Origin of the sequence: Haloplanus sp. (assembly GCF_028275055.1) — an archaeon.
Taxonomy (GTDB): Archaea; Halobacteriota; Halobacteria; order Halobacteriales; family Haloferacaceae; genus Haloplanus.
In genome coordinates, this window is the sequence record NZ_JAQCNJ010000016.1 from 42,054 (window position 1) to 56,516 (window position 14,463).

15 protein-coding genes are annotated in these 14,463 nt (G+C 67.2%); 9 read left to right on the forward strand and 6 right to left on the reverse strand.

Features of this window, described 5'->3' with window-relative positions; translation table 11 throughout:
• The first annotated feature begins 21 nt into the window (after positions 1–21).
• A complete protein-coding gene (locus Q0925_RS02155; protein WP_299331379.1) occupies positions 22–1,191 on the forward strand; it encodes an AI-2E family transporter in 1,170 nt (389 codons plus the stop codon).
• A gap of 15 nt (positions 1,192–1,206) precedes the next feature.
• Here the strand turns inward: Q0925_RS02155 and Q0925_RS02160 are convergent, their stop codons facing one another.
• Positions 1,207–1,482, reverse strand: coding sequence for a PadR family transcriptional regulator (locus tag Q0925_RS02160; RefSeq protein WP_299331381.1), 276 nt, complete (start codon positions 1,480–1,482; stop codon positions 1,207–1,209).
• 446 nt (positions 1,483–1,928) lie between these two features.
• Between Q0925_RS02160 and Q0925_RS02165 the strand changes: the two genes are divergently transcribed.
• Positions 1,929–2,630 carry a DUF7117 family protein gene (locus tag Q0925_RS02165; protein ID WP_299331383.1) on the forward strand — a complete coding sequence of 234 codons (702 nt, stop codon included), beginning with the start codon at positions 1,929–1,931 and terminating at the stop codon, positions 2,628–2,630.
• A gap of 4 nt (positions 2,631–2,634) precedes the next feature.
• On the opposite strand, the gene Q0925_RS02170 is transcribed toward Q0925_RS02165, so the two are convergent.
• Complete coding sequence (locus Q0925_RS02170; protein WP_299331385.1) at positions 2,635–3,522, reverse strand: tetrahydrofolate dehydrogenase/cyclohydrolase catalytic domain-containing protein; 888 nt, start codon at positions 3,520–3,522, stop codon at positions 2,635–2,637.
• A 105-nt stretch (positions 3,523–3,627) separates the two neighbouring features.
• Between Q0925_RS02170 and Q0925_RS02175 the strand changes: the two genes are divergently transcribed.
• On the forward strand, positions 3,628–4,074 hold the full coding sequence (locus Q0925_RS02175; RefSeq protein ID WP_299331387.1) for a universal stress protein: 447 nt from the start codon (positions 3,628–3,630) through the stop codon (positions 4,072–4,074).
• A 4-nt stretch (positions 4,075–4,078) separates the two neighbouring features.
• On the opposite strand, the gene glyA is transcribed toward Q0925_RS02175, so the two are convergent.
• Entirely contained in the window at positions 4,079–5,332 is a 1,254-nt protein-coding gene (gene glyA / locus Q0925_RS02180; RefSeq protein WP_299331390.1) for a serine hydroxymethyltransferase, read from the reverse strand.
• Between the two features lie 165 nt (positions 5,333–5,497).
• On the opposite strand from glyA, the gene tbsP reads away from it, so the two are divergent.
• Entirely contained in the window at positions 5,498–6,316 is an 819-nt protein-coding gene (tbsP, locus tag Q0925_RS02185) for a transcriptional regulator TbsP (RefSeq protein ID WP_299331392.1), read from the forward strand.
• A gap of 40 nt (positions 6,317–6,356) precedes the next feature.
• The gene (locus Q0925_RS02190; protein WP_299331395.1) at positions 6,357–8,030 is read left to right on the forward strand and encodes a YcaO-like family protein; all 1,674 of its coding nucleotides are present in this window, start codon (positions 6,357–6,359) and stop codon (positions 8,028–8,030) included.
• Here Q0925_RS02190 and Q0925_RS02195 read toward each other — a convergent pair.
• The 3 genes from Q0925_RS02195 to Q0925_RS02205 all read right to left on the reverse strand — a co-directional run bounded on the left by Q0925_RS02195 (position 8,027) and on the right by Q0925_RS02205 (position 10,411).
• The gene (locus Q0925_RS02195) at positions 8,027–9,163 is read right to left on the reverse strand and encodes a DUF63 family protein (RefSeq protein WP_299331398.1); all 1,137 of its coding nucleotides are present in this window, start codon (positions 9,161–9,163) and stop codon (positions 8,027–8,029) included. The two genes, Q0925_RS02190 and Q0925_RS02195, sit on opposite strands and share 4 nt — an antisense overlap.
• 54 nt (positions 9,164–9,217) lie before the next feature.
• Entirely contained in the window at positions 9,218–9,931 is a 714-nt protein-coding gene (locus tag Q0925_RS02200) for a DUF4013 domain-containing protein (RefSeq protein WP_299331401.1), read from the reverse strand.
• Between the two features lie 72 nt (positions 9,932–10,003).
• On the reverse strand, positions 10,004–10,411 hold the full coding sequence (locus tag Q0925_RS02205; protein ID WP_299331403.1) for a CBS domain-containing protein: 408 nt from the start codon (positions 10,409–10,411) through the stop codon (positions 10,004–10,006).
• Positions 10,412–10,539: 128 nt separating this feature from the next.
• Between Q0925_RS02205 and Q0925_RS02210 the strand changes: the two genes are divergently transcribed.
• The 4 genes from Q0925_RS02210 to Q0925_RS02225 form a co-directional block, all read left to right on the forward strand.
• The gene (locus tag Q0925_RS02210; protein ID WP_299331405.1) at positions 10,540–11,787 is read left to right on the forward strand and encodes a PQQ-binding-like beta-propeller repeat protein; all 1,248 of its coding nucleotides are present in this window, start codon (positions 10,540–10,542) and stop codon (positions 11,785–11,787) included.
• Between the two features lie 8 nt (positions 11,788–11,795).
• Complete coding sequence (locus Q0925_RS02215) at positions 11,796–12,410, forward strand: hypothetical protein (RefSeq protein ID WP_299331408.1); 615 nt, start codon at positions 11,796–11,798, stop codon at positions 12,408–12,410.
• Positions 12,411–12,509: 99 nt separating this feature from the next.
• Positions 12,510–13,649: a site-2 protease family protein gene (locus Q0925_RS02220; RefSeq protein WP_299331411.1), complete on the forward strand. Its 1,140-nt coding sequence runs from the start codon at positions 12,510–12,512 to the stop codon at positions 13,647–13,649.
• A gap of 91 nt (positions 13,650–13,740) precedes the next feature.
• A partial coding sequence (locus Q0925_RS02225) for an SPFH domain-containing protein (RefSeq protein WP_299331414.1) occupies positions 13,741–14,463 on the forward strand: 723 nt, incomplete at its 3' end.

Below are 14,463 nucleotides of genomic sequence, written 5' to 3' on the forward strand. Positions count from 1 at the left end.
CTGGTCGTTCGTGTCACTCACATGTCTTTCCTGAACATCGGTCGCTACCGACTCGGTTGGTGGGGGTTCGGGGTCGCTCTGGGGGCCGCTCTGACATACGTTGTCTACTCCTTTGTCGGAACGTTCGTTTTCGGCGTGTTCATCTACTACGCCACCAGACCGATCTACCGCCGGGTCCGGCGGGTGATCCGACAGCCGAGCCTCGCGGCGGCCGTCTCCCTTCTCGCGCTCACCCTCCCTGCATTCCTGCTCGTGGCGTACGCCCTGAGTATCGTGTTGAATCAGCTCCGTCGGTACGCCGGCGACGGCACCGGACTGGTGTCGACCCTGCCGTTTGTCGACTCGGCGCTGATCAGGAACGTCGCGGATCCGGCCACGCTTCTCGAACTCGACCCGACGGAGTATCTCACCGGCGACGGCATCGCGTCGGCGCTCGCGTCGCTCGGTTCGGCGGCCGACACGGTGGCGTTTCTCGGCGTCGGTGCGATTCACCTGTTCGTGATGTTTGCGCTCGCGTTCTACCTGCTCCGCGACGGGAGTCGGCTCTCGCGGTGGTCGGTCAACCGATTCGGCGACAACCGCGGACTCCTGCGGTCGTACGGCGAGGCGGTCGACCGCGATTTTAAGGCCATCTTTTTCGGGAACATCCTCAACGCGGTGTTCACCGGAACCATTGGCGTTCTCGTCTACTCCGTATTGAACGTTTACGCACCGGCGGGTGTCGCGATTCCAGCCGCCGCCCTTGTTGGCCTTCTCGCCGGCGTCGCAAGCCTTGTCCCCATGGTCGGGATGAAACTCGTCTACGTCCCCGTCGCCGCGTATCTCGGCGTCGCGAGCCTGCTGAGCGATCCGAACACGCTCTGGTTTGTCGCCGTCTTTACGATTGTCTCGTTTGTTGTCGTCGACACCATTCCAGACCTCCTCCTGCGGCCGTACGTCTCCGGCCGGAGCCTCCACGTCGGGAGCCTGATGATCGCGTACACGCTCGGACCGCTGTTGTTTGGCTGGTACGGCATCTTTCTCGGTCCGATGCTTCTCGTGACGATCATCCACTTCTCGCGGACCGTTCTCCCGGAACTCATGACCGCCGATCCGGTCCGGCCGTTCGCCGTTGACCCCGGGACGTTCGCCCCGTCGGACGGTCTTGACGACGCAACCGCCGAGGACGCCGCCGGGGGAGCGGGGGACTGACGCGCCCGGCCCCGCTCAGCCCTCTGCCTGCCTTCGCTCCCAATCTCGCCGCGCCGCGAGTTCGCGCCGGCCACGTCTGGTCACCGAGTACGCGTTCGTTCGGCGGTCCTGGGTGCCCTTATCGATCAGCCCCTTCGAGACCAGTGTGTCGAGATTCGGATACAACCGCCCGTTGTGTATCTCGTCGTCGTAGTAGTCCGACAGCTCTTCTTTGATCCCGAGGCCGTGCGGATCGTCGAGCCCCGCGACGACGTACAGTAGGTCGCGCTGGAATCCCGTCAGATCGTACATCTCCCGGTCGAACCGGATATTCCTACAAAAATAAATATGATGAATACGGCACTACTACCTGCCGCTGTGTTCGGGTACGGCGCTCCAGTGTGTCGGTTCCGACGGGCGGCACGGCCGCTCACGAACACGATCTATCAGGAAAAGGAAAGCAAGCCACGCGAAACCCGCGTGGCGTTGCCGCCCTGATTGGTCCCCGCTGACGCTTCGGCCCTCCAGACGAAGCGTCATTGATTGTTCACTGGTGGCAAAATATAAAACTACCGCCTGTCGGTCGGACGTGTTCCACCCCAACACCCTCGTGATTCGGTTCCGTCTCGGTTGGCTGTGATCGGAGGACGACGTATCGTTCTCCGCCCGTCGATCCGTCACACATCCCCGTCGATCGTCGTTCGGAGCCGTACGTCCGGGAGCGCCGTGTTTTTATCCGCCGCGAGCGAACGACGGACATGAAAGTTCGCGGCCGGCGGGAGTGTCAGGCGTGTGGCTGCCGGTGGTCGTACTACGAAACCGGGAGCGTGGCGTGCCCAGACTGTGAGAGCCTCCGGAGTGTCGGTGTTGACGACCGTACCCTCCACACAGACGCGCCCGCGACCATCGATCTGACACCGTATCGCACCGCCGAACACGAGGGGTCGTTGTCGGATGCCGTCGACGACTGCAAACAACACCTCCGGGCGTACGTCCGGCGTCGTGGCTTTATCCACGGCGGCGAACTCCAACCGCTCGATGACACGTTTCTCGCGGCGACCGAACTCCTCCAGGTGGTCGACGCGTACCACCGGGAGCGCGACCCGAGCGACGCCGACCGACACTACCTGTTGCTCCTACTCCGGGGGGCCGACGACGGGGAGCGACCGCCACCCGACGCCGTCCCTAACACGCTAGCCCCGGCCCGCGGGCTGGCGTACGCGAACGCCGTCGCCGACTACCGCCGTGGCCTTCTCGACTGGCTGGACGAACACCCCGACGAGGCCGCCCGAGGACCCCTCGGGTCGATCCACGAACGCGCAAAGCGGGTGCGTGCCCTCAACGGCGACGTGTCGCCGGCCGACGCCGAGTCGCTGGTTCGGGCGATCCGTGAGGTCGGACGGTATCTGACCGACGGCGACGAATCGTCGCTGGCGGCCGCCGAGTCGCTGGTTCGGTGACCGACTACGGCAGGTCGACGGACACGTCGGTCTGCCGGCCCGTCGCCATAACCGTGTTGTACAGGAGCATCGCGCGGGTCATCGGACCGACGCCACCCGGCACCGGCGTGATGGCGCCGGCCACCTCCTTTGCGCTCTCAAAGTCCACGTCGCCGACGAGCGTCGATTCGCCGTCGCGGTCGACCCGGTTGACGCCCACGTCGATAACGACGGCCCCCTCGGTGAGCATCGACCCGTCGACGAGTTCGGGCACGCCGGCGGCGGCGATCACCACGTCCGCCCGCCGGGTCTTCTCGGCCAGGTCGTCCGTCCGGGAGTGACAGAGTGTCACGGTCGCGTTGCCGTAGTCTGCCTTCTGGACGAGGAGGTTCGCAAGGGGCTTGCCGACGATGTTCGACCGCCCGACCACGGCCACGTCCGCACCTTCGGTTTCCACGTCGGCGTCTTCGAGAAGTTTGAGAACGCCGTGGGGTGTACACGGCTTGAACACGGGGTCGCCGGCGACCAAGCGGCCGACGTTCTCAGGGTGGAAGCCGTCGACGTCCTTCGCGGGGTCGATGGCCCGGATCACGTCACGGTTCGAGACGTGGTCGGGGACGGGCATCTGGACGAGAATGCCGTTGACGTTCGGGTCGGCGTTCAGATCCTCGACGGTCCCGAACAGTTTCTCGGCGGGTGCGTCGGGATCGAGTTCCACGTCCAGTGCCTCGATACCGACCTCCTCACAATCCTCCTGTTTCATCGAGACGTACGTCTCGCTTGCGGGGTCGTCGCTCATCAGAACGGTCGCGAGCGTCGGCGTGACGCCATCGTCCTCGAGTGTCGCGATGGCGTCGCCGAGCCCGTCGCGAACGTCGCTGGCGACGTCGTTGCCGTCGATGATACGAGTCATGTCCTGACAGGCGTGACCGACCGTCTTCAACGCTCCGCTTGGCGCAGTATCGACGTTCGAGAGTCATCGGGAGCGCTTTTGACGCGTCGTGTCGAACGACTACCCATGTACGACGACATCCTGCTTGCCACGGACGGCGAGGTCGGCTCCGAGAACGCGACGACACACGCCATCCGACTGGCATCGCTCCACGACGCCATGCTCCACGCCCTCTTTGTCGTCGACGAGGCGGTGTACTCGGCGTACAGCGGCGACGAGTACGTCGACGAACGCGAGGGGCCCGAACACGGGTTGGAGGAGGTCGGCGAGAACGCACTCGCGGCGGTGCGCGCACGGGCGGCGGACGACGGCGTTGAGACGGTCGAGACGCTCAGACGCGGCCGGCCACACGAGGTGATCGTCGACTACGCCACGGACAACGACGTTGATCTGATCGTTCTCGGAACGCGCCGTCACCCCGAGGAGTACCGTAGCCTCCTCGGGAGTGTCACCGACCGCGTGGTTCGTCTCTGTGAGAGACCGGTGACGGTCATCAAAACGACCGTCGAGTAGCGGCTCACTCCGCCTCGTACAACGGATGGGCGGCACACAATTCGTCGACGGTGTCGCTCACCTCGGTCAAGACGGCCTCCTCGTCGGGCGCGTCGAGAACGCGCGCGATCAGGCCGCCGACCGTCTCCATGGCGGCCTCATCGAAGCCACGCGTGGTGAGTGCGGCCGTCCCGGCGCGGATCCCACTGGGGTCGAACGGCGACCGGGTTTCGCCGGGGACGGTGTTGCCGTTGAGGACGATGCCCGTCCGTTCCAGCGCCGCCTCTGCGTCGCCGCCGGAGAGATCCGGGTGGGAATCCCGCAGGTCGACGAGAACGATGTGGGTGTCGGTGCCGCCCGAGACAACGGAGAGGCCGTGGTCGGCGAGCGTCTCGGCGAGCGTGCGGGCGTTCGCGACCACCGTCTCGGCGTACGACTCAAACGATGGGTCGAGTGCCTCGCGGAACCCGACGGCCTTGCCAGCGATGTTGTGCATCAGCGGTCCGCCCTGGACGCCGGGGAACACCGCGTTGTCGATAGCGTCGGCGTGTTCCTCGCTGCACATGATCATCCCGCCGCGGCCGGCCCGGATCGTTTTGTGGGTGCTGCCGGTGACGAAGTCGGCGACGCCGACGGGCGAAGGATGGACGCCCGCGGCCACGAGACCGGTGATGTGGGCGATGTCGGCGATGTGGTATGCACCGACGGCGTCCGCGACGGCGTCGACACGCTCCCAGTCGACCCGCCGCGGATACGCCGAGAACCCGGAGACGATGGCGTCGGGATCGAACTCGTCGGCGGTGTCGGCCAGCCCCTCGTAGTCGAGATACCCCGTCTCCGGGTCGACACGATAATGTTCGACATCGAAGAGTTGGCCGGCGAAGTTCGCCGGGTGGCCGTGACTGAGGTGGCCGCCGTCCTCCAGTTCGAGCGAGAGAATGCGGTCGCCCGGATCGAGAACGGTGAAGTAGACGGCCATGTTGGCCTGTGACCCACTGTGTGGCTGGACGTTGACGTGTTCGGCCCCCCACAGTTCTTTGGCGCGTTCGATGGCGAGTTCCTCGGCGACGTTGGCGAACTCACAGCCCGCGTAGTAGCGCTCGCCGGGATACCCCTCGGCGTACTTGTTCGTCAGAACGCTTCCCTGTGCCTCGATGACGGCCCGACTCGCGTGGTTCTCCGAGGCGATCATCGAGAGGGTCGTCCGCTGGCGATCCGTCTCGTCGTCGATGGCGCCGGCCACCGCCGGGTCGGTGGCTCGAACGTGGCTGTAGTCCATACCAACTCGCGGTACAACGGAGGCATAAACCTGTCTCTCCATCCCCCGGTCACCGCCCTCCTCCGGCCCCCGTTCGGATAATTCACACAACGAGACTGGTAAACAAACTCTGTTACGAACCGACACCGGCGTTAAAATTAAATACGAATAGTCTGATATCCAACCATGGTTGCCGGGTCGAATCTGCACGGGGAAACCTTCGAGGGGGTGCTGGAGGCGGCGCTTGAATCCACGGACGACCTGTTGCTGGTCGATCCGACCGCGGAGGCCGTCGAGGCACTCACCGCCGTCGCCGCGGCGGCCGAGACACCGCCCACGGTTCGCGTACTGGCGGATGCGGTTCTGTTGAAGGAGGTGATGGACGATTTCGTCGTGGCGAGCAACGCGGCCGATCTGATCGAATCGGGCGTTCTCTCGGTCCGGACGGGGACGGCGGTCGACAGCGGCAGTCTTCTCGTCACCGACGACGCCGTGTGGTCGGTCGTGTCGGTCGGTGACCGTGTTGCCGCCCTCGGCGACGACGACGAGGCGTTCGTTGAGGCGGTCACCGAAACCTACGACACCAAGTGGGACGTTGCGTCGGTGTTCGACCTCCGGACACCGCCCCTGTCGCGGGTCCGCGAGACGCTCGGCGCCGAAATCGGTCGAAAAACCCGTGCCGACTTCGACGACGCCCTCGACGCCGTCGAGTCGGCCCGTGAAACCGCCGGTGAGTTCGACGAGGTGACGCTCACCCTCCTCGTTGCGGGGCACAACGATGTGTTGCTGTACGACATCAGCAAGTGGGGTGAGGACGTCGGCATCGCGAGCAAGGCGACCTTCTCACGGACAAAGACCGCCCTCGAGGAGGAGGGGCTCATCACCACCGAGAAGGTCCCCATCGACGTGGGACGCCCACGGCTCCGGTTGAAACTCAACACCGACCGGTTCGACGAGGTGTCTGCGGCCGAACTCGCTGCCGTGACGCTCAGCCAGTCGGCCTGACGACCCACAGTTTTTGCTCGCGGAGCGTCTCGGCCGTTGCATGGATATCGGTATCGCGGGGAGCGGGCCGGCCGCCGAGTCGGCCCGTGCCGCCTTTGAGGACACGGACGCGACAACGACGGCGCCGGCCGAACTCGGCTCCCATCCACTCGGGGTCGTTATCGCCCCCACCGGCGCGCCGGCGTTCGAGGCAGCCGACGACGTGGCGACACGCTGGCTCGCCGTCGAAATCGGCGGGCTCGGTGGATACGCCCGGCCGGATCTCGACGCCGCAGTCAGCGTCTTCGCCGACGGCGTGGGGTATCGCGACCTCCGGGAGCGCGTCGACTCGGCCGCCGACGGGCCGCCCGACGACGGCGACCCAACGGGAGGTCGCAGCGCCGTCCGCCTCGCCGGCGCGGTGGCCGGTCACCGCGCCGTCTCACTGTTGTCCGGGGCGGACGTGGCCGGAACGGTCGTCGAGGTGCCGGGCGAGGAGCGCGAGTTGCTCGCGGCCCCGTATCCGGCGGACCGCGACCGCAACCTCAGGCGGACGACCGTAGACCGAAGCCTCGCCGACGCCATCGACCACGCGGAACGCGCCGTCGACGACCGTCTCGGTCTCCTCACCGGCGTGGGCGAACGCGAATCCTTCCCCGTGCCGTACTACATCGCGGCCACCGCCGACACGACCGTGTACAGCGACGCGCGGGCCGGCTCCTTTGCCGCCGGTGTCGACACCGACTGGGACCGAGCGTTCATGAAAGCGCTCGGCGAGGGACTCGAGCGCTACTGCGCCGGCGTCTACCGCGGGGCCGAGTTCGACGCCGAGGCGGGCACCCGCGCCGTCGACCCCGGGTCGTTCGTCGCCCCCGACGACCGCTCGTCCGCCGAGGGGGCGACCGCGTGGGTGCCCGGTGAGAACCTCTCGACCGGTGCCCCCGTGTCCCTTCCCGCCGAGTTCGTCCACTACCCGCCGCCGGAAGCGCGCCACCGGCCGGCGATCACGACCGGCCTCGGCCTCGGCACCGACGGCCTCGACGCTCTGCTCTCCGGGCTGTACGAGGTGATCGAGCGCGACGCCGCGATGCTCTCGTGGTACTCGACGTACGAGCCGTTGGGGCTGGTCGTCGACGACGAGCGGTTCGAGGCGCTCGTTGCCCGCGCCCGCGCCGAGGCGCTGTCGGTCTCGCCCGTTCTCATCACCGCCGACGTGGACGTGCCCGTCGTCGCCGTCGCCGTCCACCGCGACGGCGCGTGGCCCCGTTTCGCCGTCGGGTCGGGGGCCGACCTCGACGCGACGGCGGCGACCCGGTCGGCGCTCGCGGAGGCGCTCCAGAACTGGATGGAACTCCGGGCGATGGGCCCCGACGACGCGGCCGACGAGGAGGGGGCAATCGCCCGCTACGCCGAGTTCCCGCCGGCGGCGCGGGAACTGACGGCCCCCGACGACGGGGTCCCGGCCGCGAGTGTCGGCCCCGAGACGATCCCAACGGCCGAGGCCGAACTCGACGCTGTCGTCTCACGGGTCGTCGACGCCGGGTTGTCTACCTACGCCGCCAGGATCACGACGGCCGACGTGGCCGACCTCGGATTCGAGGCCGTCCGTGTCTGCTCCCCGACCGCCCAGCCGTTGTTCGTCGGCGACCCGTACTTCGGCGGGCGAGCGGAGACGGTGCCTCGTGACCTCGGATACGAACCCCGACTCGACCGCCCGTTCCACCCGTACCCCTAAACGCCGAACGTCGCCCGGAGCATGTCCCGCGTGCCGGGCCCCAGCCCGACTGCGAGAATGGCAACGAGAAGAAGGATCGTGTACTGTGGGCTTTCCGCGAAGATCCGGTCGTCGAACAGCCAGACGACGGCCGTCGCGGCGACGAGTTTCACGACGAGAAACGGCCACGTGTCGCCGACGACCGCGAGAGCCGACGCGGGGAGTGTCGCGGCTGTAATCTCGACGATGGCGCGGTTAACCGGGTGTTTTGGGACGAGGTTCGGTCCAGCACCGAGTGCGACCATCCAGTCCAAGCCGACGACGTTGGCGACGCCGTCGATGGCGTGGCCCCAGATGACGACCACCCCGACCGTACCGGTCCCTGCGTTGATCTCGGGCGCGAACCGCTTTATTACCCCCCAGGTGAGGCCGGCCGACGCCGTTGCGCCGACGAGGATGACGGCCAACACCTGCGGGTGGAACGTACCCGGCCGGTCCGGCGAGACTGCGGTCCAGACGAGAAAGCCGAGGCTCGCTGTGAGCACCGCGCCACCGCCGATCAAAAGCGGCCGCGTGTACCGGTCAACGAGGCCCCATTGGGCGAGCGCCACGCTCGCGAGCAGAGCGAGAAGCGTCACGGCGAAGACGGTGAAGTAGATGACGGGGCTGATGATGAGCGTGTTCAGCGGGTATGTGAGCAGGGCATCCGCTCCGCCCGTGTCCGTCGCGTCCTCGACGACGCGGAGTGCGCCCCCGAAAAAGACGAACGGGATCAACGCGTAGAACAGTCCGGGATCGGTGCCGACTTCCAAACGCCTGAGCAGAAAGACGAGGCCGGCGAGTGCAATCAGCAGCACAACGACATAGCCCACCTCGGAGACGAGCGTGTAACCGGGGTACGCGACGGGTTCGGCCGCCGCGGAACACGCCGCCGTGTCGAAGAGATACCGGGTCGTCCCGCCCTCGCGGACGGCACAGACCGCGGCGTTGGCGTCGGCCTGCACCGGCCCCCAGAAGTAGTGCCAGATGAAGCCGTCGTAGACGGTTCGCGGGAAGGCGAGCGATCCGCTGATCAGCGCAACGAGAAGGCCGAGGACCGTCCCGACCCAGAGCCGTTCCGGGTCGGTGCCGAAGCGGTCGGCGACCGTGGACATACTCCTACGCCGTCGGGACCGCGCTTCAGCGTTGTGGTTGGCGGTCGTCCGTCGTCAGACCCACACCGGACCGTCGCCGTCGTTCGTCCCGGTCGCGCCGCCGACCCCCATCGCGTCCGCGAACCTGTTCCCCCAGAGCCACGCCGCGATGACCTGTCCGTAGAAGGTGACGAACGCACCGGCGACCGCGCCGAGAAGCGGAATGAACCCGATGATCCCCGAGACGACCGTCGCGCCGATCAGGACGCCGACCCCGTAGAGCCACCCGACGGTGTAGTCGCTGTCGACCGCGGCCGTCCGGAGGACGCTCACCTCGAAGGCCGCCCCGACCGTTCCGACGTGCGCGTAGTTCGCAAGCGCAATCAGTGTCAGATAGCCGAACGCGAGTGCGACCAGCCCCGACAACGCCAGCCCGGTGACCACACCGACGATACCGATGGCTCCGCCGACCTCCGACCCGGTCCCGAGGGCGACGAGCGATCCGCCGACGGTCACGGCCGCGACGAGCAACGGGACCAACTGGTAGACCAACAGGATCCCGACCGCCACCACACCCTCTCGGAGCAGTGTGCCCCAGTCGTCGAAGGCCGGTGGCTCCGTGGCCTCGTTGATCCCCGCACGGAGCACCCGGACCAGGTAGCCATACAGGAAAAATGCCGGGACGATCAACACCGCAAACAGCGTGAGCAGGCCGCCGATGAGGAGGGTCTTGACCCAGTCGTCCGACTCCGTCGGGTACGTCAGGGCACCTTCGATGTCTATCGCCATGCCGGTCTCTCGGCACACTACCCGGTAAACGTTATCCCACAGGGGGATGGCTCCGCTCGTCCGGGCGTCCCGTCACCCGGACTGTACGGGCGCGTCCGTCGCCGACAACGCCTCGGTCAGGTCCGTCGTCGTCAGGATGCCGACACCGTTTCCGTTCGCGTCGGTCACGGGACAGTGGCTAATACCGCTTTCGACCATCCGCCGGGCAACGACGGGGATCGGTTCGTCCGGCGCCACCGTCTCCACGGGCGTCGTCATATACTCCTTGACGGTGGCGTCGGTCGGGGCGTGGCCGTCGGCGGCGACGCGAAGCACGTCCGTCGAGGTGAAGATGCCCTCCGGGCGGCAGGCCTCGCCGGTAACCACGACCGACCTGATTCCCGCCTCCGCCATCCCTTGTGCGGCCTCGGCAACGGTCGTCTCCGCATCGAGCGTGAGCATCGGCGTGGTCATGACATCGCTGACCGGCGTGTCTGTCATACACTCCCGTAGCGGGCGTGGTGCTTAACCGTTTGTGGTCGCCGCCGGTCACCGCCAGGTCCTTCGATCACCGCCCCTGTGATTCCGAAGCGAGGGAATTTTGATTCCGGTGTTGTAATCTCCGGTCGATGTCCTCGCCCTCCATCGACCGCAGAACCCTTCTCGGGACGTTCTCGACCGGGGTCGTTCTCGGTTTCGCCGGGTGTTCGTCGTCGTGTCCGGACTCCGACTCGCCGGATCCGGACGTCGTGTTCGGCACCGGCGACGTCGGCTCCGGCTTTGACCGTCTCCCCGACGGGTCGTGGCCGACCCTCCGCTTCGACGCCGGCAACACCGGCAACGCGCGACCCCACCGGACGCCGACGGACCCCCTGTCGCTCCGCTGGCGAACGACACTCCCGAAGCCGGACACCGAGTCGGTGAACGCCGGAACGAGTCCACCTACCGTCGCCGATGGTCGGGTGTATCTCGTGACCGGGATGGGTGCCACCGCCCTCTCGTTGCGTGACGGATCGACCAGCTGGCGGAACACGGACGTGGGTCGTCCGGTCGGCGAGGGCCGCGAATTCGCACCCCCCGTCGCCGGCGACGATGCCGTTTTCGTGGCGACAACGGACGGCCTCTTTGCTCTCGCGCCCGACGACGGCACGGTAGACTGGCGGTACGCGGCGTCGATGACGGGGCCGCCGACGCTTGTGGACGGCGGGCCGGTTCTCCCCACCGCCGACGGCGTCGTCGCCCTGACCCCTGGCGGGAACGAGCGCTGGTCGGCCACCGCCGGCGCGGTGAGCGAACCGCCCCTTGCAGCCGCCGACGGCACCGTCGTCGCCGTCGGGGACGGGGTGACCGCCGTCGACGCGGCGACCGGCGACCGCCTGTGGGAGGCTCCCGTCCGCTCCCGATCCTACCCCGTCGTCAACGACGGGACCGTCTACCTCGGCACGTACGAGGGACTCGTCGGTCTCAGCCTCAACAACGGGACGGAGCGCTGGACCGCCGACCGCGGTTCGGGACGTGCGTTCTCCGCGCCGGTCGTCACCGACCGGACGGTGTACGCCGTCGAACGGCCCGCAGAGGCCGGCGACGCCACCTTTGCCTTCGACCGTACCGACGGCGGGTCGCCCTCGCCGCGGTGGTGTTCCTCCGTTGGCGAGGGAGCCGTCGCCGCCGCCGCCGACGGACACGCCCTCGCCGTCCGGTCCGGTGACGATCTCAGCGGGGGCTCATCAGCCCGTCTGGTCGCGTTTACGCAACGGTTCGGCGAGGCGACGTGGGCCTTTGCGAGCGCCGGGCGGACGCTCCCGCCGGCGGTTCTCGACCGGGCCCTCGTGGTTGCGGACCGACTCGGAACCATCACTGCTGTCGGGGGTGCGTGACCGTGTTGGTGTCCGGTCACAGGGTCGCCGGCGGTGTGTCCGTTCTCGGCGGTGTCTGTGTCGTCGCCGCGTCGATCCCCGCGCGCTGGTTCGGGCCGATGCCCACCGACTCCTACGTCTTCGATCCCCTGACGTACAGTCCCCTGTGGATCGAACGGACGGTCATCCCTGCCGTGTCGACCGCCGCGGTGCTTCTGACACTCGCCGGACTGGTTGCGCTTTTCCACCGCGACCGGGAGCGGATGGCGCGGTGGCACCGCTGGTTCGCCGTTGTGGCGCTTGTTGGCGCGGCGCTCGTGGGGTTTACCACCGTGTTGCTCGCCTCGAACGGCGAGGGTGACCCAACCGGCACGCTGAATGTCCTGTTCGCCGTTCTACTCGGACTCATCGGGCTTGTTCTCGCCGGTCCCGGCCTGCTTGCGTGGGGGATCGGCTACCTCCGGACGGGGCGTCGACCCCTCGGGGCCGTGCTCGCCGGCGGGGTGGCCGTTCCTGTTGTTCTCGTGGTCACGGCCGTCGCACTCGATGCCGACTTCGGGGGTCTCGGCGGGATCCCGGTATCGCTTCCGGTTGCGCTGCTTGCCGTCGGCGTCGGCTACGATCTGTGGGTCCGGGCGGTCTAAGAGCCTGCGACCGGTGACGCCGCGTCGCCGTTCGGTGGCCGCGTTCCCCCGGCTTTCCGGGTCCCGTCGAACTAACCGTCCCGAGCCCCACTACCTCATGTGCGTAGTTATACGATCACGACCATCTGGGACATCCCGATCCGGGTCAACACCTCGTTGTTACTCTTTCTTCCGATCCTCGCGTGGCTCATCGGAAGCGGCCAACAGATCGAACTGTACGCCGGCCTCATCGAGCGGTCCACCGGAGTCGGGTTCGACCTCACGCGACTCCGTGCGGGCGCGACGCCGTGGTTCATCGGCGTCGTGGCGGCGGTCGGCCTGTTCGTGAGCGTCACCATCCACGAACTCGGCCACTCGTGGGTCGCTCTGCGGTACGATATCGGGATCGAGTCGATCACGCTCTGGATTCTCGGTGGGATGGCGGCGCTGGAATCGATGCCCAAGGAGTGGGACCGCGAGTTCTGGATCGCCATCGCCGGCCCGGTCACGAGCGTTCTCGTCGCCGGCGGTTGTTACGCGGCCGGCCTCGTCGCGCCGATGGCCCTACAGGTCCCCCGCTTCGTTCTCGGCTACCTGGCGCTCACGAACCTCCTCCTCGCGGGGTTCAACCTCCTGCCCGCGTTCCCGATGGACGGCGGCCGGATCTTCCGTGCGCTCCTCGCCCGTAACCGTCCGTACGGCGCCGCGACCCGCATCGCCGCCCGCGTCGGCGTCGCCTTCGCCTTCCTCTTCGCCATCGTCGGGGTTCTCAACTTCCAACTCATCCTCATCCTCCTCGCCTTCTTCATCTACGGGGCTGCGACGACCGAGTCCCGAAGCGTCCTCCTTGACGAACTGCTCGACGGCATCACCGTCGGCGACATCATGACGCGCGACCCGGCGACCGTGTCCGCCGACGCGACACTCGAAGCGTTCGGCGACCGGATGCTCCGGGACCGAAACACCGTCCACTTCGTCACTGACGACGGTGGGGGCGTCGTCGGCGTCGTCACCCTCGACGACCTGAAGAAGGCCCGAAACGGGGACCACGGGACGACCCGTGTCGCGTCCATCGTACGGGAGGTTCCCCGAGTCGAGTCGACGGCCGACGCCTTCGACACGTTATCGTTGTTGAACGGGGCCGGGACGATGACCGCATTGGTCGAGGAGGGCGGGACCGCCGTCGGCGTCCTCTCCGAGTCGGACTACACCCACGCCATGACCGTCCGACGGGGCTTCCGGAGCGGCGTCGGTACGTAGGCGACACGCCCCTGTCTCTCGAATAATGACAACCCCGACACCCGGTGAAAACACGCCCCCTTGAGGTGGGGACACTCCTAATCCCCGGTGTATGCCCCACTGGGTCCCGCTACAGTTCTCCGTCCCGTTTCTGGGTACCGTCGGCCTGCTAGTACTCGTCCTCGCGGTCGTGACGGTCTCGCAGATGGTTCGGTTCGTCGACGCGTACGACAAGGAGGCACTCACCGTGTTCGGCGAGTACCGCGGTCTGCTCGACCCGGGCATCAACTTCGTCCCGCCCTTTGTCTCGCGGACGTTCCGGTTCGACATGCGGACACAGACGATGGACGTCCCCCGACAGGAGGCGATCACGCGGGACAACTCACCGGTGACCGCCGACGCCGTCGTCTATCTTCGTGTGATGGACGCGAAGAAGGCGTTTCTCGAAGTCGACGACTACAAGACGGCCGTCTCGAATCTCGCCCAGACCACCCTTCGGGCGGTGATCGGCGACCTGGAACTCGACGACACGCTGAACAAACGACAGGAGATCAACGCCCGCATCCGAAGGGAACTCGACGAACCGACCGACGACTGGGGGATCCGCGTCGAGTCGGTCGAGGTCCGCGAGGTCAACCCGAGTCAGGAGGTCCAGCGGGCGATGGAACAACAGACCGGCGCGGAGCGCCGCCGTCGAGCGACTATTCTCGAAGCACAGGGTGAACGCCGGAGCGCCGTCGAAAGCGCCCAAGGTGAAAAACAGTCGAACATCATCCGTGCACAAGGTGAAAAACAAAGCCAGATCCTCGAAGCGCAGGGTGACGCCATCTCGACG

Coding starts and splice junctions, on each gene's coding strand:
- Q0925_RS02155 (WP_299331379.1), top strand. CDS start 22: ATGTCTTTCCTGAACATCGGTCGCTACCGACTCGGTTGGTGGGGGTTC.
- Q0925_RS02160 (WP_299331381.1), bottom strand. CDS start 1,482: ATGTACGATCTGACGGGATTCCAGCGCGACCTACTGTACGTCGTCGCG.
- Q0925_RS02165 (WP_299331383.1), top strand. CDS start 1,929: ATGAAAGTTCGCGGCCGGCGGGAGTGTCAGGCGTGTGGCTGCCGGTGG.
- Q0925_RS02170 (WP_299331385.1), bottom strand. CDS start 3,522: ATGACTCGTATCATCGACGGCAACGACGTCGCCAGCGACGTTCGCGAC.
- Q0925_RS02175 (WP_299331387.1), top strand. CDS start 3,628: ATGTACGACGACATCCTGCTTGCCACGGACGGCGAGGTCGGCTCCGAG.
- glyA (WP_299331390.1), bottom strand. CDS start 5,332: ATGGACTACAGCCACGTTCGAGCCACCGACCCGGCGGTGGCCGGCGCC.
- tbsP (WP_299331392.1), top strand. CDS start 5,498: ATGGTTGCCGGGTCGAATCTGCACGGGGAAACCTTCGAGGGGGTGCTG.
- Q0925_RS02190 (WP_299331395.1), top strand. CDS start 6,357: ATGGATATCGGTATCGCGGGGAGCGGGCCGGCCGCCGAGTCGGCCCGT.
- Q0925_RS02195 (WP_299331398.1), bottom strand. CDS start 9,163: ATGTCCACGGTCGCCGACCGCTTCGGCACCGACCCGGAACGGCTCTGG.
- Q0925_RS02200 (WP_299331401.1), bottom strand. CDS start 9,931: ATGGCGATAGACATCGAAGGTGCCCTGACGTACCCGACGGAGTCGGAC.
- Q0925_RS02205 (WP_299331403.1), bottom strand. CDS start 10,411: ATGACAGACACGCCGGTCAGCGATGTCATGACCACGCCGATGCTCACG.
- Q0925_RS02210 (WP_299331405.1), top strand. CDS start 10,540: ATGTCCTCGCCCTCCATCGACCGCAGAACCCTTCTCGGGACGTTCTCG.